This is a genomic window from Streptomyces sp. NPDC006655, assembly GCF_040703965.1.
Lineage (GTDB): Bacteria > Actinomycetota > Actinomycetes > Streptomycetales > Streptomycetaceae > Streptomyces.
This window is the reverse complement of record NZ_JBEYJU010000019.1, coordinates 12,723-36,705: the sequence shown is the minus strand read 5'-3', so window position 1 is coordinate 36,705 and position 23,983 is coordinate 12,723. Positions and strand designations below refer to the sequence as shown.

General features: G+C 71.6%; 21 protein-coding genes. 7 read left to right on the top strand and 14 right to left on the bottom strand.

The features are described from left to right. Positions 1 to 50: 50 nt before the first annotated feature. The 5 genes from AB0958_RS13890 to AB0958_RS13870 all read right to left on the bottom strand — a co-directional run bounded on the left by AB0958_RS13890 (position 51) and on the right by AB0958_RS13870 (position 3,771). A complete protein-coding gene (locus AB0958_RS13890) occupies positions 51 to 1,028 on the bottom strand; it encodes a hypothetical protein (RefSeq protein WP_366890622.1) in 978 nt (325 codons plus the stop codon). 41 nt (positions 1,029 to 1,069) lie between these two features. Next, positions 1,070 to 1,192: a hypothetical protein gene (locus AB0958_RS13885; RefSeq protein WP_366890621.1), complete on the bottom strand. Its 123-nt coding sequence runs from the start codon at positions 1,190 to 1,192 to the stop codon at positions 1,070 to 1,072. Next, positions 1,183 to 1,635: a hypothetical protein gene (locus AB0958_RS13880; protein ID WP_366890620.1), complete on the bottom strand. Its 453-nt coding sequence runs from the start codon at positions 1,633 to 1,635 to the stop codon at positions 1,183 to 1,185. Before AB0958_RS13880 ends, AB0958_RS13885 begins: the two co-directional genes overlap by 10 nt. Positions 1,636 to 1,727: 92 nt before the next feature. Then, positions 1,728 to 2,504, bottom strand: a complete 777-nt coding sequence (locus AB0958_RS13875) for a polysaccharide lyase family 7 protein (RefSeq protein ID WP_366890619.1) — start codon at positions 2,502 to 2,504, stop codon at positions 1,728 to 1,730. Positions 2,505 to 2,568: 64 nt separating this feature from the next. Further along, positions 2,569 to 3,771 (bottom strand): carbohydrate-binding protein, encoded by a 1,203-nt coding sequence (locus tag AB0958_RS13870; protein WP_366890618.1) that lies wholly within the window; start codon positions 3,769 to 3,771, stop codon positions 2,569 to 2,571. Positions 3,772 to 4,015: 244 nt separating this feature from the next. Here AB0958_RS13870 and AB0958_RS13865 point away from each other — a divergent pair, with 244 nt between their 5' ends. The 3 genes from AB0958_RS13865 (at position 4,016) to AB0958_RS13855 (ending at position 7,111) form a co-directional block, all read left to right on the top strand. Then, positions 4,016 to 5,134, top strand: coding sequence for a GNAT family N-acetyltransferase (locus AB0958_RS13865; protein WP_366890617.1), 1,119 nt, complete (start codon positions 4,016 to 4,018; stop codon positions 5,132 to 5,134). 63 nt (positions 5,135 to 5,197) lie between these two features. Then, positions 5,198 to 6,025: a PP2C family protein-serine/threonine phosphatase gene (locus AB0958_RS13860; RefSeq protein ID WP_366890616.1), complete on the top strand. Its 828-nt coding sequence runs from the start codon at positions 5,198 to 5,200 to the stop codon at positions 6,023 to 6,025. A 72-nt stretch (positions 6,026 to 6,097) separates the two neighbouring features. Further along, the gene (locus tag AB0958_RS13855) at positions 6,098 to 7,111 is read left to right on the top strand and encodes an MASE1 domain-containing protein (RefSeq protein ID WP_366890615.1); all 1,014 of its coding nucleotides are present in this window, start codon (positions 6,098 to 6,100) and stop codon (positions 7,109 to 7,111) included. Positions 7,112 to 7,151: 40 nt separating this feature from the next. Here AB0958_RS13855 and AB0958_RS13850 read toward each other — a convergent pair whose 3' ends face one another. Together AB0958_RS13850 and AB0958_RS13845 are read right to left on the bottom strand one after the other, a co-directional pair. After that, positions 7,152 to 7,643: a peptidylprolyl isomerase gene (locus tag AB0958_RS13850; RefSeq protein ID WP_358980788.1), complete on the bottom strand. Its 492-nt coding sequence runs from the start codon at positions 7,641 to 7,643 to the stop codon at positions 7,152 to 7,154. Positions 7,644 to 7,754: 111 nt separating this feature from the next. Then, on the bottom strand, positions 7,755 to 8,684 hold the full coding sequence (locus AB0958_RS13845) for an SGNH/GDSL hydrolase family protein (RefSeq protein WP_366890614.1): 930 nt from the start codon (positions 8,682 to 8,684) through the stop codon (positions 7,755 to 7,757). A gap of 239 nt (positions 8,685 to 8,923) precedes the next feature. Here AB0958_RS13845 and AB0958_RS13840 point away from each other — a divergent pair, with 239 nt between their 5' ends. Continuing rightward, positions 8,924 to 11,059: a discoidin domain-containing protein gene (locus AB0958_RS13840; protein WP_366890612.1), complete on the top strand. Its 2,136-nt coding sequence runs from the start codon at positions 8,924 to 8,926 to the stop codon at positions 11,057 to 11,059. 4 nt (positions 11,060 to 11,063) lie between these two features. Here AB0958_RS13840 and AB0958_RS13835 read toward each other — a convergent pair whose 3' ends face one another. From AB0958_RS13835 to AB0958_RS13815, 5 genes are all read right to left on the bottom strand, one after another. Then, on the bottom strand, positions 11,064 to 12,188 hold the full coding sequence (locus AB0958_RS13835; protein ID WP_366890611.1) for an acyltransferase: 1,125 nt from the start codon (positions 12,186 to 12,188) through the stop codon (positions 11,064 to 11,066). A 300-nt stretch (positions 12,189 to 12,488) separates the two neighbouring features. Further along, complete coding sequence (locus AB0958_RS13830; protein ID WP_366890610.1) at positions 12,489 to 12,989, bottom strand: hypothetical protein; 501 nt, start codon at positions 12,987 to 12,989, stop codon at positions 12,489 to 12,491. Further along, positions 12,973 to 13,464 (bottom strand): RNA polymerase sigma factor, encoded by a 492-nt coding sequence (locus AB0958_RS13825; RefSeq protein WP_366890609.1) that lies wholly within the window; start codon positions 13,462 to 13,464, stop codon positions 12,973 to 12,975. Before AB0958_RS13825 ends, AB0958_RS13830 begins: the two co-directional genes overlap by 17 nt. Before the next feature lie 86 nt (positions 13,465 to 13,550). Continuing rightward, complete coding sequence (locus AB0958_RS13820) at positions 13,551 to 14,168, bottom strand: class F sortase (protein WP_366890607.1); 618 nt, start codon at positions 14,166 to 14,168, stop codon at positions 13,551 to 13,553. Continuing rightward, complete coding sequence (locus AB0958_RS13815; RefSeq protein ID WP_366890606.1) at positions 14,165 to 14,554, bottom strand: sortase-dependent protein; 390 nt, start codon at positions 14,552 to 14,554, stop codon at positions 14,165 to 14,167. Before AB0958_RS13815 ends, AB0958_RS13820 begins: the two co-directional genes overlap by 4 nt. 209 nt (positions 14,555 to 14,763) lie before the next feature. On the opposite strand from AB0958_RS13815, the gene AB0958_RS13810 reads away from it, so the two are divergent. The 3 genes from AB0958_RS13810 to AB0958_RS13800 all read left to right on the top strand — a co-directional run bounded on the left by AB0958_RS13810 (position 14,764) and on the right by AB0958_RS13800 (position 19,499). After that, the gene (locus tag AB0958_RS13810; protein WP_366890604.1) at positions 14,764 to 15,198 is read left to right on the top strand and encodes a Fur family transcriptional regulator; all 435 of its coding nucleotides are present in this window, start codon (positions 14,764 to 14,766) and stop codon (positions 15,196 to 15,198) included. Between the two features lie 35 nt (positions 15,199 to 15,233). After that, positions 15,234 to 17,426, top strand: a complete 2,193-nt coding sequence (gene katG / locus AB0958_RS13805; RefSeq protein WP_366890602.1) for a catalase/peroxidase HPI — start codon at positions 15,234 to 15,236, stop codon at positions 17,424 to 17,426. Between the two features lie 234 nt (positions 17,427 to 17,660). Continuing rightward, positions 17,661 to 19,499, top strand: coding sequence for a M1 family aminopeptidase (locus tag AB0958_RS13800; protein WP_366890601.1), 1,839 nt, complete (start codon positions 17,661 to 17,663; stop codon positions 19,497 to 19,499). A gap of 52 nt (positions 19,500 to 19,551) precedes the next feature. Here the strand turns inward: AB0958_RS13800 and AB0958_RS13795 are convergent, their stop codons facing one another. Together AB0958_RS13795 and AB0958_RS13790 are read right to left on the bottom strand one after the other, a co-directional pair. Further along, entirely contained in the window at positions 19,552 to 21,909 is a 2,358-nt protein-coding gene (locus AB0958_RS13795; RefSeq protein ID WP_366890600.1) for a SpoIIE family protein phosphatase, read from the bottom strand. A gap of 201 nt (positions 21,910 to 22,110) precedes the next feature. Continuing rightward, on the bottom strand, positions 22,111 to 23,943 hold the full coding sequence (locus AB0958_RS13790; RefSeq protein ID WP_366890599.1) for an alkaline phosphatase family protein: 1,833 nt from the start codon (positions 23,941 to 23,943) through the stop codon (positions 22,111 to 22,113). Positions 23,944 to 23,983 lie beyond the last annotated feature (40 nt).

Here is a 23,983-nt window from a genome sequence, read left to right as displayed (position 1 = left end):
GCGGGGAGGACCGGTCGGTGCCGGTCTTCCCCGCCCGCCGCGTCCCCCCGTCACGAGCGCACGAAGTGGGCGCGCAGCCTCGCCTTCAGCAGGTTGGGGTCGCGCTGGGTGGAGTAGGCGTCGCCCGCCACGTACACGTCCCGGCCCTGTACCGCCAGCGAGGTCGGGTTGGACAGGCCCTCCTGCACCGTGAGGACGGTGGCCCGGGTGCCGTCCGGGTGGACCAGGACGACCTCGTTGGAGGGGTTCAGCGCGGCGAGCACGAGGTCGGAGTGGCCGGGGAAGACGAAGTCGTCGACGCCTGCGAGGCCCGTCGCCTTCGTCTCGACGGGCCCCGCCGTCCCGTCCTCGCCCACCGGGATGCGCAGCAGGGTCCCCAGGTCGCTGTTGGTCACCCAGACCGCGTCCATGTGGACCTGGACGCCGTTGGCCCCGAAGCCGCCGGCCGGGCCCGGCAGGTGGGCCAGGGCGCTGCCCGTGGCCCAGGCCGTGGGGGTGCCGCCCGCCTGCGGGACGCGCCACACGGTGCCGAGCACCGAGTCGGCGGCGTAGAGCACACCGTGCCGCTCGTCCAGGGCCAGACCGTTGGGCAGGCCGTCCGACGGCAGTTCGGCGATCTGCTCGGGGGTGCCGCCGCCTGCCGGCACGCGCCAGATGCCGGTCCTGTCGGTGCCGGTGGCGTAGTTGACGTACAGCGTGCCGTCGTGGGCGCGGGCCAGGCCGAGGGTGACGGCGCTGTTCAGCAGGGGCGTGCGGGGGCTGCGCTCGGCCGGCAGGGTGGCGAGGACGCGTACCCGGCGCTCCCGGGTGACCCTGGCGACCTGCCGGGCGAACGCGAAGGACACGTCGACCGAGCCGCCGCGCTCGGCGACGACGTTCTCGGGGGTCTGGCCGGCGGCCAGATCGAAGTGCGCGATGACACGGGCGTTCGAGACGAGCGGCTCGTCGCCCGCGGCCGGAGCCGTCGCGAGCAGGCCGATCACGAGCGCGGCCGGGGCGACCACGGCCGTGCGGGGGAATCGGGGCATGTGACCTCTTTCGACGGGAGCGCAGGGCTCCGGCGTACCGGTCACACCAAAATGACGGCTCCCCGGCCCCGTTCGGGGTCAGCCCCGGCCGGGACGTCGCCCGCCCGGCGCACGGCCTGGCCCCGCATGCCGCGCAGCCGGGTGACGGCTCCGCTCAGTTCCACAGCGGGATGGTCATGACCTGCGTGAATCCTTCCGGTTTCGCACCGGCGTAGGTCAGGCTCAGCCGCGTGAACTGCTGGACGTCCGGGTGCTTCTTCCAGGCCGTCGGGCGGTCGAGCCGAACCGTCACCGGATAGCGGTGGAAGGTGCCGGCCGCGCAGTACGGCTTGCAGTCGTTCACCCAGTTCACGCCCTGGGCGACCGCGCTGGTGTCGTTCCACCGGACCCAGTGCATGCCGGCGAGCCGGCTGTTGCCGTCGCCGCAGGCCAGGATGAAGTCGGTGGGCCGGTACCGCTGGTGCCAGAAGCAGTCGACGAGCACGGGATGCCGGGCCGCCCGCGGCGCGGCCGACGTCGGCGGCGTCGCGGAGGCCGTCGTCATGCCCGCCGTGAGCAGCAGGGCCGCCCCGAGTCCGATCACCGTTCCCAGCACTGGTCTGCGCATGGTCGCTCCCACCGGTACCGCCGTAGTTGCCTCCCTTCGACGCTACGACCGTCACTGCGGATGTACCACTTGCGGCGTACGGCTGCCGGGAATCAGCCGTGGGTGACGGTCAGGCCGTAGAACGCGACCCGGGCCCCGTTGGTGGTGCTGTCCGAGGACGACTGGTTGTACGAGCCCGCCTTGAAGTACTGCTTGTACGGGGTGAAGGAGGACGGGATGGCGTAGTGGGTGGTGGTGCCGTTGACGGTCAGGTCGATGGTGTTCCCACCGGAGACCGCGATGGTGTAGGTCCAGGTCTTGCCGAGGGACACGTGACCGACGGCATGCGGGGTCTGGCCGCCGTCGGGGGAGTTCTCGGTGCCGAGCACGATGTCGCCGTCGGAGTGGTAGTACAGCTCGAGGAGCGGCTTGGTGGAGGAGCCGCCGGTGCCGAGGTGGATCTGGCCCACGCAGACGTTCTTGGTCACCGAGACCACCCGCAGGGTCGCGCTCATCCGGTGGCTGCCGCTCAGTGACCAGTTCGCGGCGGAGCCGTCCCGGTTCGTCTCCCGCAGTTCGGAGCGGGCGTAGCCGGAGTTCGGGGTGGTGACTCCCTTCTCGGGCGCCCAGAAGGTCATCGCGCCGTCGCGGGTGTCGGTGTAGAAGTAGGCGTCCTGGTAGCCGTTCGCCCCCTGGAGCCGGGACGAGGGGATGGTGGTCGGCGAGCCGGGGGAGCCCACCGGTTCCTGGAGCTGCCAGGTCGACAGGTCGAAGTTGCCGCCGGGGGCGACGTGCGGGTTCGCCGCGTCCGCGCTGCCGCCGGACAGGACGGTCAGGGCGAGGGCCAGGCCCGCGGCGACGGGCGCCGCGAGCAGCCGGGAACGGGACATGTGGGGGGCTCCTTCCGCCGGGTGGACGAGAAGCTAAAGGTCCGGACCAATCCCGTCAAGGGGTTCAGCAGGCGCCCTCGTCCAGCCAGGGGCCCCACTCGGAGGCGCCGGGCACCTCGTTCTGGGTCCACCACTTGGCCTTCCAGTTGTGGCCGCCGTACGAGGCCTCGTCGTCCTTCACGTAGACCGCCGTCGCACTCCAGGCGGTCTTGCAGGAGGTGGGAGGCGGCGTCGGGGTGGGGGTGGTGGTCGGCGGCGTGACCCCGGCGAACCGCACGGAGTACGTGGCGAAGTCCCAGGAGTTCTGCGCGACGCTGGAGCAGGTGCCGGAGGTGCGGCCGCCGTTGTCGGCCGGGGTGCACTGGCGGTCGCGGTTGAGGGACCAGAAGGTGAAGCGGTCCATGTGGTGGCTCGTGGCGTAGTCGAGCACGGTCTGGAAGTCGGCCTGGCTGAAGTACTCGCCGCTGTCGCTGCGGCCGTTCATCCCGGAGAAGCCCTCGTGGGCGTAGGCGGTCGCCTGGTCCCAGCCGAAGGTGGACTGGAGGATCGAGTTGAAGTTCGTGAGCGCGGCGGTCTGGCTCGCCGCCCCGCTGAACCCGCCGTCGAACGGCATGATGGAGAAGTTGTTCGGGGTGAACCCCTGGGACTTCGCCTCCAGCAGCATCTGCTTGCCGAACCAGCCGGTGCCGTCCGCGGTGCCGGGTGTGGTGACCGAGACGTACAGGCCCGGGTTGTTCTGCTGGAGGATCTTCGCGGCGCCGATCTCGTTCCTGATCGCTGCCGTGTTCTCGTACTCCGGCTCCTCCAGGTCGAAGTCGATCGCGTGCAGCCCGTACTTGGTGATGACCTGCTGGTAGGCCGCGGCCGTGGCGGACGCGTCCGCGCAGGTCTGGCCCAGTTTGGTGCCGCCGTAGCCGCCGATCGAGACCGAGACGTCACCGCCCTTGGCGCGGACGGTGTCGATGACCGACCGGACGGCGGTGTCGGAGGAGACCGCCGCGGTGCCGCCCCAGGTGGGCGAACAGCCGCCGCCGTTCGGGGCCAGGACGAACGCCAGCTGGAAGGCCTTGAGGCCGGTGGCGTCCATGATGGCGGCCGGGTCCGGCGGGTCGTTGTCCAGCGGCATCAGATAGGGGGCGGCGGCGTACCACCGGTTGCTCAGCGCGGTGGTCGCGCCCGAGGCGTCGGTCGTGACGAGCGCGGTGGTGCCGGCGGCGGCGAGTGCGACGGCCGCCGCCGCGCCCAGACATGCGCGAAGGGTTCTCATCGGTGCCTCCAGGGGCGGGGGAGTCGCCCCAGCTTCCAGAGGTGACGCGATCACGTCAACAAATTGGACTGGACCAAAGCTCACTTTGGACTAGACCATGCAACTTCTTTGCTCTGGCCGGTAGTAGCCCACCGAAATGAGCTGTTCGCCCCCCATCTCGCCCTGGCGGTGGCACCCTTGACAGGGCGCGTACTGTTTCGCGACGTTTGAGCGACGACACGCGTTATGGGGGGAGCGGTCGGCCATGCGATCCACAGACATCACGATCCACAGACCCGGCGAGCTGACCCAGTCGCTGTGCCGGGCCTGGCACCGTGCGATGGACGAGTCACCGGAGTACGCCAATCCCTTTCTGGCGCCGGAGTTCGCGATCGGTGTCGGCAGGCACCGCTCCGGCGTGCGGGTGGCGGTCCTGCACGAGGACGGGGAACCCGTCGGGTTCCTCCCCTACGAGCGCAACGCCCTCGGTGTCGGCCGCGCCGTCGGCCTCGGGCTCTCCGACTGCCAGGCGCTGGTGCACCGGCCCGGAGTCACCTGGGACGCCCAGGCGCTGCTGAGCGCCTGCCGGCTGGCCATCTTCGAGTTCGACCACCTGGTCAGCGAGCAGAGACCTTTCGCCTCGCATGTCACCGGGACCTTCGCCTCCCCGGTGATCGACGTCAAACCCGGCGACGGCGGTTACCCCGAGTGGCTGCGCGCCACCTACCCGGGACTGGCCAAGACCACGTTGAAGAAGGAACGCCGGATCGGCCGTGACCTCGGCGAGCTGCGCTTCGAGTTCGACGAGCGCGACCCGGCGGCCCTGCGCACACTGATGCGCTGGAAGTCCGCCCAGTACCGGCGGACCGGACGTATGGACCGCTTCGCCCGCCCCTGGATCGTCGACCTGGTGGATCACCTCTTCCACGTCCGCGAGGAACACTTCACCGGGGTGCTGTCCGTGCTCTACGCCGGGGACCGGCCGGTGGCCGCGCACTTCGGTCCCCGGTCGGCCACCGTGCTCGCCGCCTGGTTCACCGCCTACGACCCGGAACTGCGCTACTACTCGCCCGGGCTGATGATGCATCTGCGTACGGCCGAGGCCGCGGCGCGCGGCGGTGTCACCCTCGTCGACCTGGGCCGGGGCGACAAGGAGTACAAGGACTGGCTGAAGACCCGCGAGCTGCGAGTGGGCGAGGGGTTCGCCACCCGAGGTCACCCGGTGGCTGCGGCGCACCGGCTGTGGCGCCGCCCGGTCCGCGGCCTGCGCAACACCGTCCTCGCCCATCCCCGGCTGCGTGACCCCGCGGACCGGCTGCTCCGGACGGTCGGCACCCTGCGGGCGTCCCGCAGGCCCGACGGCCTGCACAAGGACGCACTATGATCCTCTAAGGGAAAAAATCTGGTGGTATGTCCCGTAAGGGTGCCGCCTCGGCCGGAGTGATCCATGCCCCGCAACCGCTCGACGGACGACGACGAGCTCCTGGTCAGACTCAGGTCGCTCACCGCCCAGGCGCGCGAGCGGGCCGAGTACCAGCGCTCCCAGGTCGAGCTGGCCGTGGCCCTGCAACGCGGCATGCTGCCCCGGGAACTGCCCGACACCCCCCGGGTCCATGTGGCCGTCCGCTACGCGCCCGCCTGCTACGGGCTCAACGTGGGCGGCGACTGGTACGACGCCTTCACCCTGCCCGACGGCCGTATCGGGCTGTCCATAGGCGACGTCCAGGGCCACAACATCGAGGCCGCCGCCTTCATGGGCCAGGTCAGGGCAGCCCTGCGGGCGCTCGCCTCGGTGGCCGGCGAGCCGGGCGAGCTGCTCGCCCGCACCAACGACCTTCTGGTGTCCCTGGGCAGTGACCTCTTCGCCACCTGCATCTTCATGCGGCTCGACCCGGCGACCGGGCTGCTGGAGAGCGCCCGGGCCGGGCACATCCCCTTCGTCTGGGCCACCGCCGACGGCAAGTCCGGGATCGGTGAGGACGAGGGCGGACCACCCCTGGGGATCGACCCGGGCGTCGAGTACCCCGTCTCCCGGTTCCGGCTCACCACCGGCGGCATGTTCGTGCTGCTCACGGACGGTGTGGTGGAGGGGCCGTCGATGAACATCGAGGAGGGCCTGGACCAGGTGGTGCGCCTGGCCGGCGTCGCCGCCGTCGCCCGTCTGGAGGCGCAGTCCCTGGCCGCCGCCGTGATCAAGGGCGCGGAACAGGTGGGCCACGAGGACGACGCGGCCGTCCTGGTCGTGGGCCACGACGGCCTCGACTACACGCCGTAGAACCGGGGCGACGGCCCGGCGGGTGGGCCGCGGACGGCCCTCGCCTCGCCGACCCGGCCGCCGCGGTGTGTGATGGCTGCTGTGGTGGCATTCCGCGAACTTCGCCGACCGGCCGTCCTCGTCCTGCGGACGCCGGCCGTGGCCGCCTGCTACTACGGGGCAGCCCGGCTCGGTCTGCTGCGCCGGCTCACCGTCGAGGGCGCCGTCTTCACCCCCATCTTTCCGTCGACGGGCGTGGCCCTGGCCTGCCTGCTGGTCCTCGGCCTGGGCTGCTGGCCGGGCATCACGCTCGGCGCCTTCCTGCTCGTCCTGTCGCTCGGCCCGCCGGGGCCCGACATCGTCGGCATCCTCGTCGGCAACACGGGCGGCCCGGTCTGTGCCTACCTGCTGCTGCGCCGGGCCGGTTTCCGCACCGACCTGGGCCGACTGCGGGACGGCGCCGCCCTGGTGTTCCTCGGGGCGCTCGTCGCCATGCTGGTCAGCTCCGTCGTCGGCATGGTCTCCCTGCTCCTCGCCGGCAAGGTCGCCGCGAGCAGCTTCTGGCCGAGCTGGCTGGCCTGGTGGGTCGGGGACGCGATGGGCGTCCTGCTCGTCACCCCGGTCCTGCTGCTGCTCCTCGAAGCCCGTCGGCCGCCGCACCTCGGCCGCTGGAAGGAAGCCCTCGGTCTCGCGCTCGCCACCGTCGTCCTGGTCCCGGTGGCCACGCACGGCCCGCTGAACTCGCTCTTCCTCGCCTACCCGGTACTGATCTGGGGCGCTCTGCGGTTCCGGCTGGCAGGCGGCATGCTGTGCGCCCTGTTCACCTCGGTCCTGGCCACGATCGCCGCCACGGACGGCGTGGGCGCGTTCGCCGGTCTGTCCCCCGTCGAGGTGATGGTGAAGCTCCAGCTGTTCAACGGATCCATGGCCCTGACCGCGCTGCTGCTGTCGGTCGTGATCACCGAGCAGCGCAACACCAGGCTCTCCGTCGCGGAGGCCTGCGAGGAGCTGGCCCAGGCGCTGGAACACCTCACCGCGCACGACACCCCGGCCGGGCGGGCACCACCGGAGGTGGAGCGGTTGCGGCGCGCGAGGGACGAACGGTGACCGGGCGGCCGCCCGGTCACCGTCCCGTACGGGCCTGTCGTCAGACGGTGCCGCTCGCGGTGATCTCGACCTTGGCCTTGGGGGCTCCGCTGCGGGTGCCGTAGCCCTCGATCTTCGTGACCAGGTCCTGGCCCTCGACGACCTCGCCGAAGACCACGTGCTTGCCGTCGAGCCAGTCGGTCACGACGGTGGTGACGAAGAACTGCGAGCCGTTGGTGTTCGGGCCCGCGTTGGCCATGCTCAGCAGGAACGGACGGTCGTGCTTGAGCTGGAAGTTCTCGTCCTTGAACTTCTCGCCGTAGATGCTCTTGCCGCCGGTGCCGTCGCCCCGGGTGAAGTCACCGCCCTGGAGCATGAACTGGGGGATGATCCGGTGGAAGCCCGAACCGGCGTAGCCGAAGCCGTGCTGGCCGGTGGCGAGCTCGCGGAAGTTGCGGGCCGTCTCGGGCACCACGTCGTCGAACAGGTGGAACACGATCCGGCCGGCCGGCTCGTTGTTGATCGAGATGTCGAAATAAACGTTGTCGCTCATGCAGGTCAACCTATCGCGAACCGCCGCGAGGTCCCTCCCGTGGGGCCGGACGGCCCCACCGGTGTCGGGCCGGGGCGACCCGCCACCTGTCCCGACACCGTGGGAAGCCCGCTAGGAGCGCCTCTCCAGCCGGTCCAGCACGGCCTGGGCCATGACCGCCTCGCCCTTCGCGTTGGGGTGCGCGGGGGCCGCGGGTGACGTCGGCCGCAGCGGCTCGATCCAGCGGTCGGCGGGAGCCTTGCACATGTCGTGGCCGACGGTCGGGCCGTAGGTGTCCACGTACCGGGCGCCGTTCCAGGCGGCGACCAGGCGCAGCATCAGGTTGAGCCGCTTCTCGGTGTCGCGCAGGTACGGGAAGTCCTTGGCGGCGAAGGGCACCGTCGGATAGCAGCCGCTGCCGTCGTCGGGCAGCAGGTCGGGGTAGCCGACGACCAGGATCCGGGCGTGCGGGGCCCGGGCGCGCACGGCCCGCAGCACCTTGTCGACCTTGGGCGCGGTCCGCACGATGTTGAGCACCAGCTGGTCGGTGCCGGAGGCGCCGTAGTACTGCCGGCAGGGGTCGCCGGTGAGGTCCTTGGAACTGAGGGCCGCGCAGGTGGCGATGATGGAGCCGAATCCCATGTCGTTGCCGCCGATCTGCACCGTGACCAGGTCGGTGTCCCGCCGCACGGCGTCGAGCTGGGGCCCGTTCGTCCCCTGGGCCTGCCACATCTGCGCGGTCGTCGCGCCGGAACAGCTCACGTCCCTGAACGCGGTCACCTCGCGGTCCGCCGCCACCAGCGAGGGGTAGTTGTGGTCGGAGCGGGCACAGTCCGCGTCGACCTGGGTCGGGATGGCGGGGCCCGAGGTGTAGGAGTCGCCGAGCGCCACGTAGCTCGTACCCCGGTCATGGCCGGGGCCGTGGCCGCCGCCGTGTGCCGCGGCCGGTGCCGTGGACGCGGCCACCAGGGCGCAGCCGCCCAGCGCCGCCGCCACGGCCGCCTTCCGCCGGTGCCTTCTCGCCGAACCCTGTGCACCCTGCGACGGGCCGCCGTACGCCATGAGGATCCCCCCCTGGAACCGGGACGCGCGCGGAACCGGTCCCGACGGGCGGCCCGCACGCGTGTGTCGGGGGTCTGTATACCGCCCGGTAGGAGTGCCTAGCCAGAGGTCGGACGTCGAGAATTCTGTTGCCGAAGGCTTGTCGCCTGTTTGCCTCAGCACTTAAATCAAAGCCTGAACTAAGCACGGTGGCTCGCCGGTTCGCGGGCGTGCCCCGTGCCCACCACAGGGAGCCGCTGATGAGACGACTGAGATCCCTGGGCGTAGCGCTCGCCGCCATGGCCGCGCTGCTCGCCCTGCCCGCCGCCCACGCGCCGGCGGCGCAGGCCGCCGACGCCCCGCTGTCGCAGGGGAAGACGGCCACCGCATCCTCCGAGGAGAACGCCGGGACCACCGCGGCGAACGCGGTCGACGGCAACACCGGCACCCGCTGGTCGTCCGCGTTCACCGACGACCAGTGGCTCCAGGTCGACCTCGGCGCCACCGCCAATGTCACCCAGGTGGTCCTCAACTGGGAGACCGCGTACGGCAAGGACTACAAGGTCCAGATCTCCCCTGACGGCAGCAACTGGACCGACCTGAAGACCGTCACCGGCGGTGACGGCGGCACCGACACCCTCGACGTGTCCGGGCAGGGCCAGTACGTCCGGATGCAGGGCGTGCACCGCGCCACCCAGTGGGGCTACTCGCTCTGGGAGTTCCAGGTCTACGGCACCACCACCGGCACACCCCCGGTCCAGGGCGGCGGCGACCTCGGCCCCAACGTGATCGTCGTCGATCCGTCCACGCCGAACCTCCAGGCGAAGTTCGACTCCGTCTTCGCCCAGCAGGAGTCGGCGCAGTTCGGCACCGGGCGTTACCAGTTCCTGCTCAAGCCGGGCACCTACAACGGCATCAACGCCCAGATCGGCTTCTACACCTCGATCTCGGGCCTCGGGCTGAACCCCGACGACACGCAGATCAACGGTGACGTCACGGTCGACGCCGGCTGGTTCAACGGCAACGCCACGCAGAACTTCTGGCGTTCGGCGGAGAACCTCGCCATCACGCCGTCGAACGGCACGGACCGGTGGGCCGTGGCTCAGGCGGCCCCCTTCCGCCGCATCCACGTCAAGGGCGGCCTCAACCTGGCGCCGAACGGCTACGGCTGGGCCTCCGGCGGCTACATCGCCGACTCGAAGATCGACGGCACGGTCGGTCCGTACTCCCAGCAGCAGTGGTACACCCGCGACAGCTCGGTCGGCGGCTGGACCAACGGCGTGTGGAACATGACCTTCTCCGGCGTCCAGGGTGCCCCGGCCGGCAACTTCGACTCCGGTCCGTACACCACGCTGGACACCACCCCCGTATCGCGCGAGAAGCCGTTCCTTTACCTGGACGGCAGCGCCTACAAGGTCTTCGTCCCGGCCAAGCGCACCAACGCCCGGGGTGTCTCCTGGCCGGCCAACGCGGGCACCTCGATCCCGCTGGACCAGTTCTACGTCGTCAAGCCCGGCGCCACCGCCGCCACCATCAACCAGGCCCTCGCCCAGGGCCTCAACCTCCTCTTCACCCCAGGCATCTACCACCTGAACCAGACCATCAACGTCACCCGCGCCAACACCGTCGTCCTCGGCCTCGGCCTCGCCACCCTGGTCCCGGACAACGGCGTCGACGCCCTGCACGTCGCCGACGTCGACGGCGTCAGGCTCGCCGGGTTCCTCATCGACGCGGGCACCGTCAACTCCGACACGCTGCTGCGGATCGGCGACCCCGGCTCCACCGCCGACCACTCCGCCAACCCCACCACCATGCAGGACGTGTTCGTCCGCATCGGCGGCGCCGGACCCGGCCTCGCCACCAACTCGGTCGTGGTCAACAGCAACAACGTGATCATCGACCACACCTGGCTGTGGCGCGCCGACCACGGCAGCGGAGTCGGCTGGACCACCAACAGAGCCGACTACGGCCTCAGGGTCAACGGCAACGACGTCCTCGCCACCGGCCTGTTCGTCGAGCACTTCAACAAGTACGACGTCTACTGGAACGGCGAACGCGGCCGCACGATCTTCTTCCAGAACGAGAAGGCGTACGACGCCCCGAACGCCGCCGCCGTCACCCACGACGGCGTGGTCGGCTACGCGGCCTACAAGGTCGCCGACACCGTGACCACCCACGAGGCATGGGGCCTGGGCAGCTACTGCAACTACACGGCCGATCCGACGATCGTCCAGTCCAACGGCTTCCAGGTGCCGACCGGTCCGGGGATCAGGATGCACGACCTGCTGGTGATCTCCCTCGGCGGCATGGGCCAGTACGCCCACGTCGTCAACACCACCGGAGCGCCGACCTCGGGGACCAGTACGACCCCGTCCAAGGTGACCCTTTTCCCGTGACCGGCTAGGCCGTCGCCCTCCGCCGCGCCGGGAGTCGCAGCAGCAGCCGGCGCGCGGGCCCCTCCACGCCCTCGTAGAGGAGCCAGGACAGGCCCAGCGACACGGTGAAGGCGACGAGGGCGGCGGCCGCGCCGGTGAGCGGGTCGAGACGCGGGCGGACGCCGAGCAGGTGGGTGCCCGCCCGCAGCACCAGCAGGTGGACCATGTAGAAAGCGAACGACAACTCGCCGAGCCGCACCAGCCGGCGGCGGCGCCACATCGAGGGCAGACCGCGCAGGTCGGCCTGGGCCGCCGCCGGGATGAGCACGGCGAAGCCCATGATGGTGCAGGCGGTGGCCGCGTAGTCGTCGGTGACCTGCGGGACCAGGAAGTAGCCGATGACGGCCAGCGCCAGCGAGGCCTCCAGGCCGGGGCCGCGCCACCGGCCCAGCAGCACCAGGCGCGCGACGGCGGCGCCCAGCACGAACTCGGGCAGCCGGGCCGCGGGGAAGGAACTGATCGGCTGGTCCCACCAGTGGTGCGAGTCCGTCCAGGCCAGCGCGAGCACGGCGAGGACGGACAGCGCGGCCAGCACCGCCGCGCCCCGCCCGCCCAGTCGGCGCAGCACCAGCGCCAGCAGCGGGAACGCGGCGTAGAAGAAGGCCTCGCAGGCCAGCGACCAGCTGACCGGGTCCAGCGTCTGCCACCACGGACGCCACCAGGAGTGCACCAGGAAGACGTCGGCCAGGCCCTGCGGGAGGGTCGGGCGCGGCTGGCGGGGCAGCGTGAACGCCATGACCAGCGCGAGGGCGACGGTCACCAGGTGCACGGGATAGATCCGGGCGACCCGCCGCCACCAGAAGCGCGGTGCCCGGTCCCCCGGCCGCGCGGACCACATCAGTACGAACCCGGACAGGATGAAGAAGAACGACACACCGGACGAGCCCGCCTCGAATCCCCAGGACATCAGACGGCCGCCGGTGCCCCCGAAATAGCGGAAGTTGTGCACGTGCAGCCCGAAGACGAGCAGTGCGGCCATCCATCTCAGCCCGGTGAGGGACGGCAGCGGCGGAGCCGGCGCGGGCGGCTGGGCGGCGGACGGTGGCGGGGCGGCCGGTGCGGTCGGGGAGGCCTGGGTCGCCGTCGTCATCGAGTCACCTGCCGGAGGTTTCGGGCGTGGAGCATGAAACGGAGCGTTGCCCGTTCCACACCTTTCATTCCGGCCACGTACGAAACATCACACCAACGCCGAGGGGTGGCCTCGGCCATTCGGGCCGCGGCGGCCGGACGGGCGGGTGCGACCCTACCCGGACGGCCGACGCGCCCAGGGCCCCGCGGGTGGTGCCGCGCCGCCCGGCGCGACGCCGTGGCCCGCGCCTTCGCGCCGCCGACGACGCGCCGAAACCCTCGGGCACGAACGTGTGACCCGCCCGTCGCCGCGTTGACGCCGCTACGAGCGGCCCGGCGTGGCGACCGCGCTCGGCCGGCTCTCGGACGGTGTGCCCCGGAGCGCCGTCGGGTTCGCGGACCGTCCGGACGCGGGCGACCCCGTGACGTCGTCCCGCGTCGGCCGGGTGGGCGTGGGTTCCGGCGGGGTGCGGCCGCGCGTCGGCGCGACGCTCGGGCTCGGCCGGGGGGCGACCGGAGTCGGCGAGGTCCGCGGTTGCCGCGGGGCGGTCGGGCTGACGTCCGGGGGCGCGAGCGGGTCGCGGGGCGTCGTCGGCGCCGCGGGTGCCCCCAGATGCAGCGACATGGCGACGAAGGCGGCGACGGCGCAGGTCACCCCGGCTCCGGCAGCCGTACGCACCAGCCGGCGGCGGCCCGCGGCGCGCCGGATCTCCTCGTAACGGCCGGGCGGGGGCCCCAGGTGGGCGGCCGGCGGCCGCAGGATGACGGTGAGCGGATCGTCCGGGCCGCCGAACTCCGGCTCGTCGTCAAAGCGTGTGGTCAAGGCTTCTCCTCAGATGGCCGCGGAGCAGTTCTCGGGCCGCGTGCAGATCGGCCTTGACGGTTCCTTCCTTGCGCCCGGTCAGCTCGGACACCTCCCGGATCGGCATGTCGGCGTAATAGTGCAGCAGGATCGGCACCCGCAGCCGCTCCGGCAGCGACTGCACCAGCAGCCGTACCGAGGGGTCCGTCTGCTCGGCGTGCGGGCGGGTCGCGGCCTCGGAGCCGACGCGGCGCACCGTGCGCCGCTCGCGCTCCAGCTTGCGCCAGTGGTCCCGGACGAGGTTGGCCGCGGTGACGTAGAGGAAACCACGGGGCTCCTCCACCTTCGTCCACCGGGCCCACAGCCGGGTGAACGCCTCCGAGGCGATCTCGTGCGCCGTCTCGTCGTCGTCGACGAGACGGCGGCACCAGCCGGCCAGGCGCGGGTACAGGGCGGCGAACAGCTCGGAGGCCGCCGTGTCACGGGACCGTTTCAACGTTCTCCAGGGTCGAAGGGGTGCGCCGGGGAGGATGCGGGACCGGTGGCGTACGTTCCACCGGTCCCGCATCCGTGCCGGCGGGTTCAGGGTGTCGTGCGGGTCAGGGCCGCGAAGACGATCACGTTGTCGAGATAGCCGTTCCCGGTGCGCTGGCCGCCGCAGGTGATCAGCCGCAGCTCCGGGCGGTCCACGTCCCCGTACACCTCTCGCGTGGGGAACCGCGCCTTCGCGACCGTCCGCACCTCGCGGACGGTGAACACCGCCGATCTGCCGTTCTCCAGGCGCGTCACGATCTGCTCGCCCCGGCGCAGCTCGGCGAGGCGGCGGAAGACGCCGTCCCCGTAGGAGCCGACCGTGACGTGGCCGAGGATCACCGACGGGCCGACCTGCCCCGGGGTGGGGGAGTAGCGGTACCAGCCCGCCCGGTCGTGCGCGGTGACCGGCGGCACCTGCACCGTGCCGTCGGCGGCCAGGCCCAGCCGCAGCAGCGGGGTGTCCACCCCGATCGCCGGGACCCGCAGCCGGACCGGTACGGAACGGCCGAGCGGGGCGGGCGAGGCGGAGCCGGCGGCCGTGGCCGGTGCGGGCGGCTGCTGCCGGGAGACCGTGGTGGCCTCCCGGTGCGGCGTCTGCCCGGCGCAGCCCGCCAGCAGCGAGGCCGTCGCGGCGGTGAGCAGGGCGCGCCTGGAGAGCGGGGTCATGCCCCGGTCGCCCGGCGGCGGCGGACGACGAACACCGCGGCGCCCGCGGCGAGCACGACGGCGCCCGCCCCCGTGCCGATCAGCGCACCGTCCGAGCCGGAGCCGGAGGAGGACTGCGTCACGCCGGTGTCGGGGGCACCCTGCGGCACCGTGGAGACCTGACGCGAGCCACGGCCCGGCAGGTGACGGGCGTCACGGGTCGGGACGGGGGTCGCCGCCCGGGTGGGCTCGGTGGACCCGGCCTCGGACGGGACGGGGGAGGGAGCGGTGGTCGGCGCGGCGCTGGCGACCGGGCTCGGGGCGGTGGCGGCGGCGAACGCGGGCACGGTGGTGCCCAGCACGGCGGTGCAGGCCAGGGCCGTGGCGCTCAGGACGGTTCGGCGCATGAGGACGCTCTCTTTCGTGGGCCCGCACCGGTCGGCGCGGGCTGTGTGACGGAATCGAGCGGAGAGACGACCCGGACGCCGGGCGGGTTGTAAAGAGACGGCAAAGCCGGGTGGCGGAGGTTCGGGCGGTGGCCGTTGGCCGGTTCGTCACCAGACTTGAGTGGATTGTTTTCTTGAATCATTCGTGTTTTTGAGGTTAGGTAGTCGCCATGACCGCATCCCAGCCCCCGACGACCGCCGAAGAACTGCGCGGTGCCGGCCTGCGGGTGACGGCCGCCCGCGTCGCGCTGCTGGAGACCGTCCGGCACGGCGACCACCTCGACGTCGAGGCCATCGCCTCGGGCGTCCGCGACAGGGTGGGCCACATATCGCTCCAAGCCGTGTACGACGCGCTGCACGCGCTCACCACGGCCGGACTCATACGGCGCATCGAACCGGCCGGCAGCCCGGCCCGGTTCGAGGGACGCGTCGGCGACAACCACCACCACGTCCTGTGCCGGTCGTGCGGTGCCGTCGCCGACGTGGACTGCGCGGTCGGCGAGGCGCCGTGCCTGACCGCTTCGGACGACCGCGGCTTCGCGATCGACGAGGCCGAGGTCATCTACTGGGGCCTGTGCCCCGCCTGTTCCACCGTCAGTTCCTGAGTACGTTGATCCGCCCTTCCGGAAGGATTTCCCCCATGTCCGAGACCCAGGAGAACGCCGCGGGCAAGTGCCCGGTCGCGCATGACCGCGCCCCGCACCCCACCCAGGGCGGCGGCAATCGCCAGTGGTGGCCCGAAGGGCTCAACCTGAAGATCCTCGCCAAGAACTCCGACGTCGTGAACCCCCTGGACAAGGGCTTCGACTACGCCGCGGCGTTCCAGGCCCTCGACCTCGCGGCCGTGAAGCGGGACATCGCCGAGGTGCTGACCAACTCCCAGGACTGGTGGCCGGCCGACTTCGGCAACTACGGCCCGCTGATGATCCGGATGGCGTGGCACAGCGCGGGCACCTACCGCATCTCCGACGGCCGCGGCGGCGCCGGCGCCGGCCAGCAGCGCTTCGCCCCGCTCAACAGCTGGCCGGACAACGTCAACCTGGACAAGGCCCGCCGTCTGCTGTGGCCGGTCAAGAAGAAGTACGGCCAGTCCATCTCCTGGGCCGACCTCATGATCCTCACCGGCAACGTGGCCCTGGAGACCATGGGCTTCAAGACCTTCGGCTTCGGCGGCGGCCGCGAGGACGTCTGGGAGCCCGAGGACGACGTCTACTGGGGCCCCGAGAAGGTCTGGCTCGACGACCAGCGCTACACCGGCGACCGCGACCTGGAGAGCCCGCTCGGCGCCGTTCAGATGGGTCTGATCTACGTCAACCCGGAGGGCCCCAACGGCAACCCGGACCCGATCGCCGCGGCCCGCGACATCCGTGAGACGTTCCGCCGGATGGCGATGAACGACGAGGAGACCGTCGCCCTCATCGCCGGCGGCCACACCTTCGGCAAGACGCACGGCGCCGGCCCCGCCGACCACGTGGGCGCCGAGCCCGAGGGCGCGCCGATCGAGCAGCAGGGCCTGGGCTGGAAGTCCACCTACGGCACCGGCAAGGCCGGCGACGCGATCACCAGCGGCCTGGAGGTCACCTGGACCACCAAGCCCACCCAGTGGAGCAACGACTTCTTCGGCATCCTCTTCGGCTACGAGTGGGAGCTGACCGAGTCCCCGGCCGGCGCCAAGCAGTGGGTCGCCAAGGACGCCGAGGCGATCGTCCCGGACGCGCACGACCCGTCGAAGAAGCGTCTGCCCACGATGCTCACCACCGACCTGTCGCTGCGCTTCGACCCGATCTACGAGCCCATCGCCCGCCGGTTCCACGAGAACCCGGAGGAGTTCGCGGACGCGTTCGCCCGCGCCTGGTACAAGCTCACCCACCGTGACCTGGGCCCGAAGTCCCTGTACCTCGGCCCCGAGGTCCCGGCGGAGACCCTGCTGTGGCAGGACCCGCTGCCCGAGGCCGAGGGCGAGGCCATCGACGCCGCCGACGTCGCCGCGCTCAAGGCGAAGCTCCTCGACTCGGGTCTGACCGTCTCGCAGCTGGTCTCCACCGCCTGGGCGTCGGCCTCGACGTACCGGGGCAGCGACAAGCGCGGCGGTGCCAACGGCGCCCGTATCCGCCTGGAGCCGCAGCGCGGCTGGGAGGTCAACGACCCCGACCAGCTCGCCCAGGTGCTGCGCGTCCTGGAAGGCGTCCAGCGCGACTTCAACACCGGCGCCAAGAAGGTCTCCCTGGCCGACCTGATCGTCCTCGGCGGTGCCGCCGCCGTGGAGAAGGCCGCCAAGGACGCCGGTGTCGACATCGAGGTGCCCTTCGCCCCGGGCCGGGTCGACGCCACCGAGGAGCACACGGACGCCGAGTCCTTCGCGGCCCTGGAGCCGACGGCCGACGGCTTCCGCAACTACCTCGGCAAGGGCAACCGGCTGCCGGCCGAGTACCTGCTCCTCGACCGCGCCAACCTGCTCGGCCTCAGCGCCCCCGAGCTGACCGTCCTGGTCGGCGGGCTGCGCGTGCTCGGCGCCAACCACGGCCAGTCGAAGCACGGTGTGTTCACCGAGACCCCGGGCGTGCTGACGAACGACTTCTTCGTCAACCTGCTCGACTACGGCACGGAGTGGAAGTCCACCTCCGAGGACCAGACCACCTTCGAGGGCCGTGACCTCGCCACCGGCGCGGTCAAGTGGACCGGCACCCGTGCGGACCTGGTCTTCGGCTCCAACTCCGAGCTGCGCGCCGTCGCCGAGGTGTACGCGAGCGACGACGCCAAGGAGAAGTTCGTGCGGGACTTCGTCGCCGCCTGGACGAAGGTCGCGAACGCGGACCGTTTCGACCTGGTCTGATCCCCCGGTAGCGCCCGGCGTACGACGCCCGGGCCGGCCCTCGGCGGCCGGCCCGGGCGCCCGTGTGTCCGGGGTTCCCGGAATGCCCGGCCAGGCGGACTAGTGACATGCCCTGGTCAATTCTGTCAGGCTTCGGACTCGCACCACGTGACCCGTGACCGCTCCCCGGCGCACCCCTGCCGGACGGGCGGTCTCCGAGCAGGCCGGAATCCCGGCCGGCGTAAAGGAGTTCGTGTGAGACCGACCCCCCACAAGGCCATCGTCACCAGCGCGCTGGCCGTCGCGGCAGTCGTCGCGGCCCTGCTCCCCGGCACCACGGCGACGGCCGCCGAGCCCACGGCCTGCGCCCCCGCCCAGCTGATCGGCAACGGCGGCTTCGAGAACGGCACGTCCCCCTGGACGCAGTCCTCGACCGGTGTGATCACCAGCCGCTCCGGCCAGTCCGCCCACGGCGGCAGCGGCTTCGCCTGGCTGGACGGCACCGGCACCACCCACACCGACACGCTCTCGCAGAGCGTCACCGTCCCGGCCGGGTGCGCCGCCACCCTGACCTTCTGGCTGCACGTCGACACCGCCGAGACGACGTCCTCGACGGCGTACGACAAACTCACCGCGAAGATCGGCGGCACCACGCTGGCGAGCTACTCCAACCTGGACAAGAACACCGGGTACGTGAAGAAGTCCTTCGACGTCTCCGCGTTCGCCGGCCAGACCGTCACCGTGGCCTTCACCGGCACCGAGGACTCCAGCCTCCAGACCAGCTTCGTCCTCGACGACGTCGCCCTGGACACCTCGGCCGCCACCACCCCGGGCGACACCACCCGCACCCCGGCCGCGCCGACCTACACCGTCAGCCTGACCAGCAACTCCACCGGAACCGGCTGGACCGGCCACGAGAGTGTGACCTTCACCAACGCCTCGTCGACCGCGCTCAGCGAGATCTACCTCAGACTGTGGGACAACTACCACGGCACCTGCTCGGCCCCGCCGATCACCGTCAGCAACCTCACCGGCGGCACCGTCGGCGCGCTCTCGGTCGCCTGCACGGCGCTGGAGGTCGCCCTGCCGACCCCGCTGGCCCAGGGCCAGAGCACCACGATCGGCTTCGACCTCGGCATCACCGTCCCCAGCGGCGCCGACCGCTTCGGCTACGACGGCGCGTTCAGCATGATCGGCAACGCGCTGCCGGTCCTCGCCATCCGGGACGGATCGGGCTGGCACCTGGACCCGTACACCAACAACGGCGAGTCCTTCTACTCGCTGGCCGCCGACTTCAAGGTGACCCTGGACCACCCCAGCAGCCTGCTCGTCCCGGCCACCGGCACCTCGGTCGACACCCCCGGCACCAGCGGCCGTACCGTCACCACCGCGACCGCCGCCAAGGTCCGTGACTTCGCCTGGGCGGCCGGTCCGTTCAGCAAGATCTCCGGCACCTCGCCCGGCGGCGTCCCGATCAACATCTACTCCGTCTCGGGCATCAGTTCCTCCAGCGCCCAGTCGATGCTCAGCACCGCCAAGTCGGCCGTCGACGCCCACGCCGGCCGTTTCGGGGCCTACCCGTACGGCGAGCTGGACGCGGTCATCGACAACAACTTCTGGTTCGGCGGCATGGAGTACCCGGGCTTCGTCCTCGACCTGGTCAGCACCACCGCGCTCACCCACGAGATCGGCCACCAGTGGTGGTACGGGATCGTCGGCGACGACGAGTACAACAGCCCCTGGCTGGACGAGGCGTTCACCGACTACGCCACCGACCTGGCACAGGGACTGACCGGCACCAACTGCTGGAACAACGTCTCCTGGGCCTCGTCCGCGGAGAAGATCACCAACTCGATGGCGTACTGGGACGCCCACTCCTCCCGCTACTCCACCGTCGTCTACGGCTACGGCAAGTGCGCCCTGCACGACCTGCGCCGCCTGATCGGTGACACCGCCATGACCAACCTCCTGAAGAGCTACGCGAGTTCGCACTGGTACGGCGTCTCGACCACCGCCGAGTTCAAGGCCGCGGCGCAGGCGGCCACCAGCACCGACCTGACGTCCTTCTGGACCACCCACCGCATCGACGGCTGACCGAAGCGGGACGGCCGCCGGTCCGCGGCCGTCCCGCCCGCCGCCGGAGCCGTCAGGGAAGGGCCAGCTCGGCCCAGATGGTCTTCCCCGACGAGGTGTACCGGGTGCCCCAGCGCTGCGACACCTGGGCGACCAGGAACAGGCCCCGGCCGCCTTCGTCGTCCCGGCGCGCCCGGCGCAGGTGCGGGGCCGTGTGCGCGTTGTCGGAGACCTCGCACAACAGGGAACGGTCCTTGATCAGCCGCAGTACGACGGGCCCGTCGGCGTACCGGATGCTGTTGGTGACCAGCTCGCTCACCACGAGTTCCGCGGTGAACGCCAGGTCGGACAGGCCCCAGCTGTCCAGCTGGCGTTCGGTGTCCGTGCGGGCCCGGGCCACCATCACCGGGTCCGGGGGCAGCTCCAGGTCCGCCACCTGGCCGGCGTTCAGCCGCCGGGTCCGGAAGAGCAGCAGGGTGGCGTCGTCCGCCTGCGGCCCCGGCGGCAGCGTCGACAGCACCCGGTCGCACAGCTCCTCCAGCGGGCAGCGCTGCCAGGTGAGCACATGGGCGAGCCGGTCGATACCGCTGTCGATGTCGGTGCGCCGGTCCTCCACGACCCCGTCGGTGAACAACGCCACCACGCTGCCGTTGGACAGGCTCAGCTCGACGTTCTCGTAGGGCAGGCTGCCCAGGCCCAGGGGCGGCCCGGGAGCCAGCGCGGACAGCGCCACCGAGCCGTTCGCGTCCGCCACCACCGGCGGCGGGTGGCCCGCGCTCGCCCAGACGCACCGGCCGCTCACCGGGTCGTAGATCGCGTACAGACAGGTCACCCCGAGCGCCTCGTCGCCCAGTCCGTCGTCCCCGTGCGGCTCCGAGTCCAGGGAGACCAGACCGTCCAGGCGGGTGAGCAGCTCGGCCGGGTCCAGGTCCAGCAGGGCCAGCGTCCGCACGGTGGCACGCAGCCGGCCCATGGTCGCCGCCGCGTGCACCCCGTGGCCCACCACGTCCCCCACGGTCAGCCCCACCCGGGCCCCCGACAGCGGGATCAGGTCGAACCAGTCACCGCCCACGCCCACCCGGCTGTCGGCGGGCAGATAGCGGTACGCCACGTCGACCGCGCTCTGCTCGGGCAGCCGCTGCGGCAGCAGGCTGCGCTGCAGTACCAGGGCCGCCGCGTGCTGGCTGGTGTAACGGCGGGCGTTGTCGATGCCGACGGCCGCCCGCTCGGCCAGCTCCACCGCGAGGGTCTGCTCCTCGGGCCCGAACGGGTCGGGGTTGCTGCTGCGCCGGAAGGTGGCGAGGCCGAGGACCGCGTCCCGGGCGAGCAACGGGACGTAGAGGCTGGTCCGCCGGGTGCCGGGCGCGTCCCCCGCCGGGCCGGCGTCCAGGACGGGGCGGCTGGTGGCCAGGCTCTGCGCCTGCGGTGACGTGGGCGGATAGGAGACGGGGCTGGTCCGGAACTCCTCCGGGGTCCGGCCGTGCATCCGCAGCATGCTGTGCCCCGGCGCGGAGCCCGTCGGCGGCTGCCGTCCCTCGATGACCGCGGGCGGCAGATCCACCAGCACCTCGTCGGCGAGCTGCGGCACCGCCACGTCGGCCAGCTCCGCGGCCGTGCGGCGCACGTCGAGCGAGGCACCGATCCGCTTGCCCGCCCGGACGAGCAGGGACAGCCGCTCCTGGGCGCGATAGCGGTCGGTGATGTCCAGGGACTCCTCGAACAGCCCGAGCGGCTCGCCCCGCGCGTCCACCAGCCGGTGGTACGAACAGGACCAGACGTGCTCACGGACCGGGTCGGCGGGGGCGCGCCCGCGGTAGTGCATGCCGAGGATCGGTTCGCCCGTCGTCAGCACGTGCTCCATCACCTGGTCCTCGTCCGGAGGGTGGTGGCGGGAGATGAACTCGCCCTCGGGAAACAGATCGGCGGCGGGCCGTCCGACGTACTGGGCGACCCCGGCGAGCTCCTGGTCGGTGGAGGCGTTCCCCCAGACGACCTTCATGTCCGTGTCGAAGATGGTCAGCCCCACGGACGACTCGGTCGTCAGCCCCTGCAACAGGGCCAGCTGCGCCTCCCAGGCGCGCAGCGCCTCCAGCTCGGCGGCGACCACGACGGTCGCGGCGGCGCCCCCGTGCGACAGCGGGCTGAACGTCACGGCCGCGCGCAGGGTGTGGCCGTCCCGGTGGCAGAGGTCCAGGACGGTGCTGCGTGGTCTGTCCGCCCGGCAGAGCGGCGACACCCGCTGTCCGGGCGCCGCCAGCAACCGCTCGGCCGGCCGGCCGAGCACGTCCTCGGGCGCGTGGCCGAGCAGACGCTCCGCCGAGACACCCCACCCGCAGACGCGGCCTTCGGGGTCCAGCACCGCGGCGGCGGCCTTGGAAAGGTCCAGGGGGCTGTGGAAGTCGACGTCGGCAGCATGCGGAAAACGATCCATGGCACCGCTTCCCTCCGTGCCCCCTCAGCATCCCGTGCCGCACGGCGGACGACAACCGCACACCCGGAGGGAGGGCCCACCCGGGGCACGGCACACCGCGGGCGCCGGCTCCGGGGGTGCGCACACCCCGGCGGGTGGAAACGCCGCTCGGCACGGTCCGGGGAGGCGGACCGTGCCGAGCGGGTCAGGGCGCGGTGGGCGTCAGGCGGTGGTGCGCTGCTTGCGGCGCAGCGTCAGGTAGGTGCCCGTGGCACCCGCGGCCACCAGGGCGCCCGCACCGAGGCTCACCGGAAGCGTCGGGAACTCGCCCGATCCGGTGGTGGCGGCGGTGTTCACCATCGCCGGGCCGGGAGTGATCCGCGTGCTGACCGCAGCCACGGGCCGGATCGGGCCGACGGACCTGATCGAGCCGTCGGACTTCAGCAGCACCTGCTTGTCGTTCGGGTGCCTGAAGTCGAACATGCCGTTCAGCGAGCCCGCCGTGGCGTCGAAGGAGTGGTCGCCGATCCGGCCGGTGCGCCAGTTGTCCTCGATGAACCGGGTGATCGAGGCCTGGTCGGTCAGGGTGTGGTCGACCTTGTTCACCCTGCTGTAGGGCGAGATGACCAGCAGCGGCTGCCGGGTGCCGGGTCCGCAGCGGTCGGCGTAGCCGCCGGACGCGGCCGGGCCGGACTGGCAGGCCGCGCTGTCGAGGGCCTTGCCGTTGGAGCCGACCGTGGTGTCCTTGGAGCCGTTGCGGGGCTTGACGTAGGCGTGGTCGTACCAGCCGTCGGAGTCGTCGTAGGCGACGATGATCGCGGTGGACTTCCACTGCGGCGAGCTCTGGATGGTGTTGATCTCGTTGACGAGGAAGTGCTGCTCGTCGGTCGGGTCGGAGTAGCCGGCGTGGCCGTCCTGGTACTCACCGGCCTTGAGGAAGCTGACGGCGGGGAGCTTGCCCGCCTTGGCGACCGCGGTGAAGTCGGTCAGGTCGTAGTTGTGGTTCGCCCGGCCGTTGTGGCCGATCTCGTCCACGTTCTTCGGCGCCACGTGGTGCGGGTTCGCCGTCGACCTGTAGTACGAGAACGGGTTGTGGTGCGGGCTGTAGTCGACCACGGAGGCGCCGCCCACGTTGGTGTGCGTGGTGTCGCACTTGGCGTGGGAGCCGGACGTGCCGTCGTAGGCGGTGGACGGACGGAAGCCGCCCTGGAACCAGCCCCAGGTCACCTTCTTGGTGTTGAGCAGGTCGCCGATGTTCCTGCCCTGCAGCGCCGCCAGCGCGCTGGTGCTGGTGTGGTCCTTGTCGGAGCAGTCGTCGAAGGCCGGGTCGGGGTCGTTGACGACGGTGCCGACCCCCTTGGCGTTCGGGGACGCGATGGCGTACGAGTCCGGGGTCGAGGTCTGCTTGCCGGTGACCGGGTCCACGGAGACCGCGCCGTGCGTCTGACCCGACACCAGGTTGAGCGCGCCGGGCGTGGACGGGCCGTAGACCGAGCTGTACGAGCGGTCGTTGAGGGCGTAGTGCTGGGCGTAGTTCCACAGCCCGGTGACGGTGTTGCCGTCGTAGTAGTCCATCACCAGGCCGGGCTCGCCGAACAGGCCGCCGGAGCACTTGTCGACCTCGGTGTTCTGCACGAACCGGTCGGCCCTGCCGCCGTCGTAGGCCAGTTGCTCGGGACCGTAGGAGTGGTTCTGGTCGCAGGTCATCGCCTGCGCCGGGGTGAGCCGCTTGGGCAGGTACTGGTTCGGGTTCTTCGTCAGCAGCCCGGCGTGCGCGAGGGTGTCGACGTCCTTCGGGGTGTTCTTCGCCGCCGTGAACTTCGTCCCGTCGGTGTTCGCGGCCTTCGGGTAGGTCGCGAAGTAGTGGTCGAACGAGATGTTCTCGTCGAACAGCACGACCACGTGCTTGACGGGCGTCGTGGTGGACGGCCCGCCCCGGTGTCCGGCGGGTACGGCGGCCCAGCTGGGCGCGGTACCACCGAGGACCGTGAGCGCGGCGGCCCCCGCGAGAGCCCCGAGGCTCCTGATCGCCGTTCGTCTTCCTGTGCTGGCCATGCTGGTTCACCCTCCGGGCATGAACGTCACTGCGTCGTAC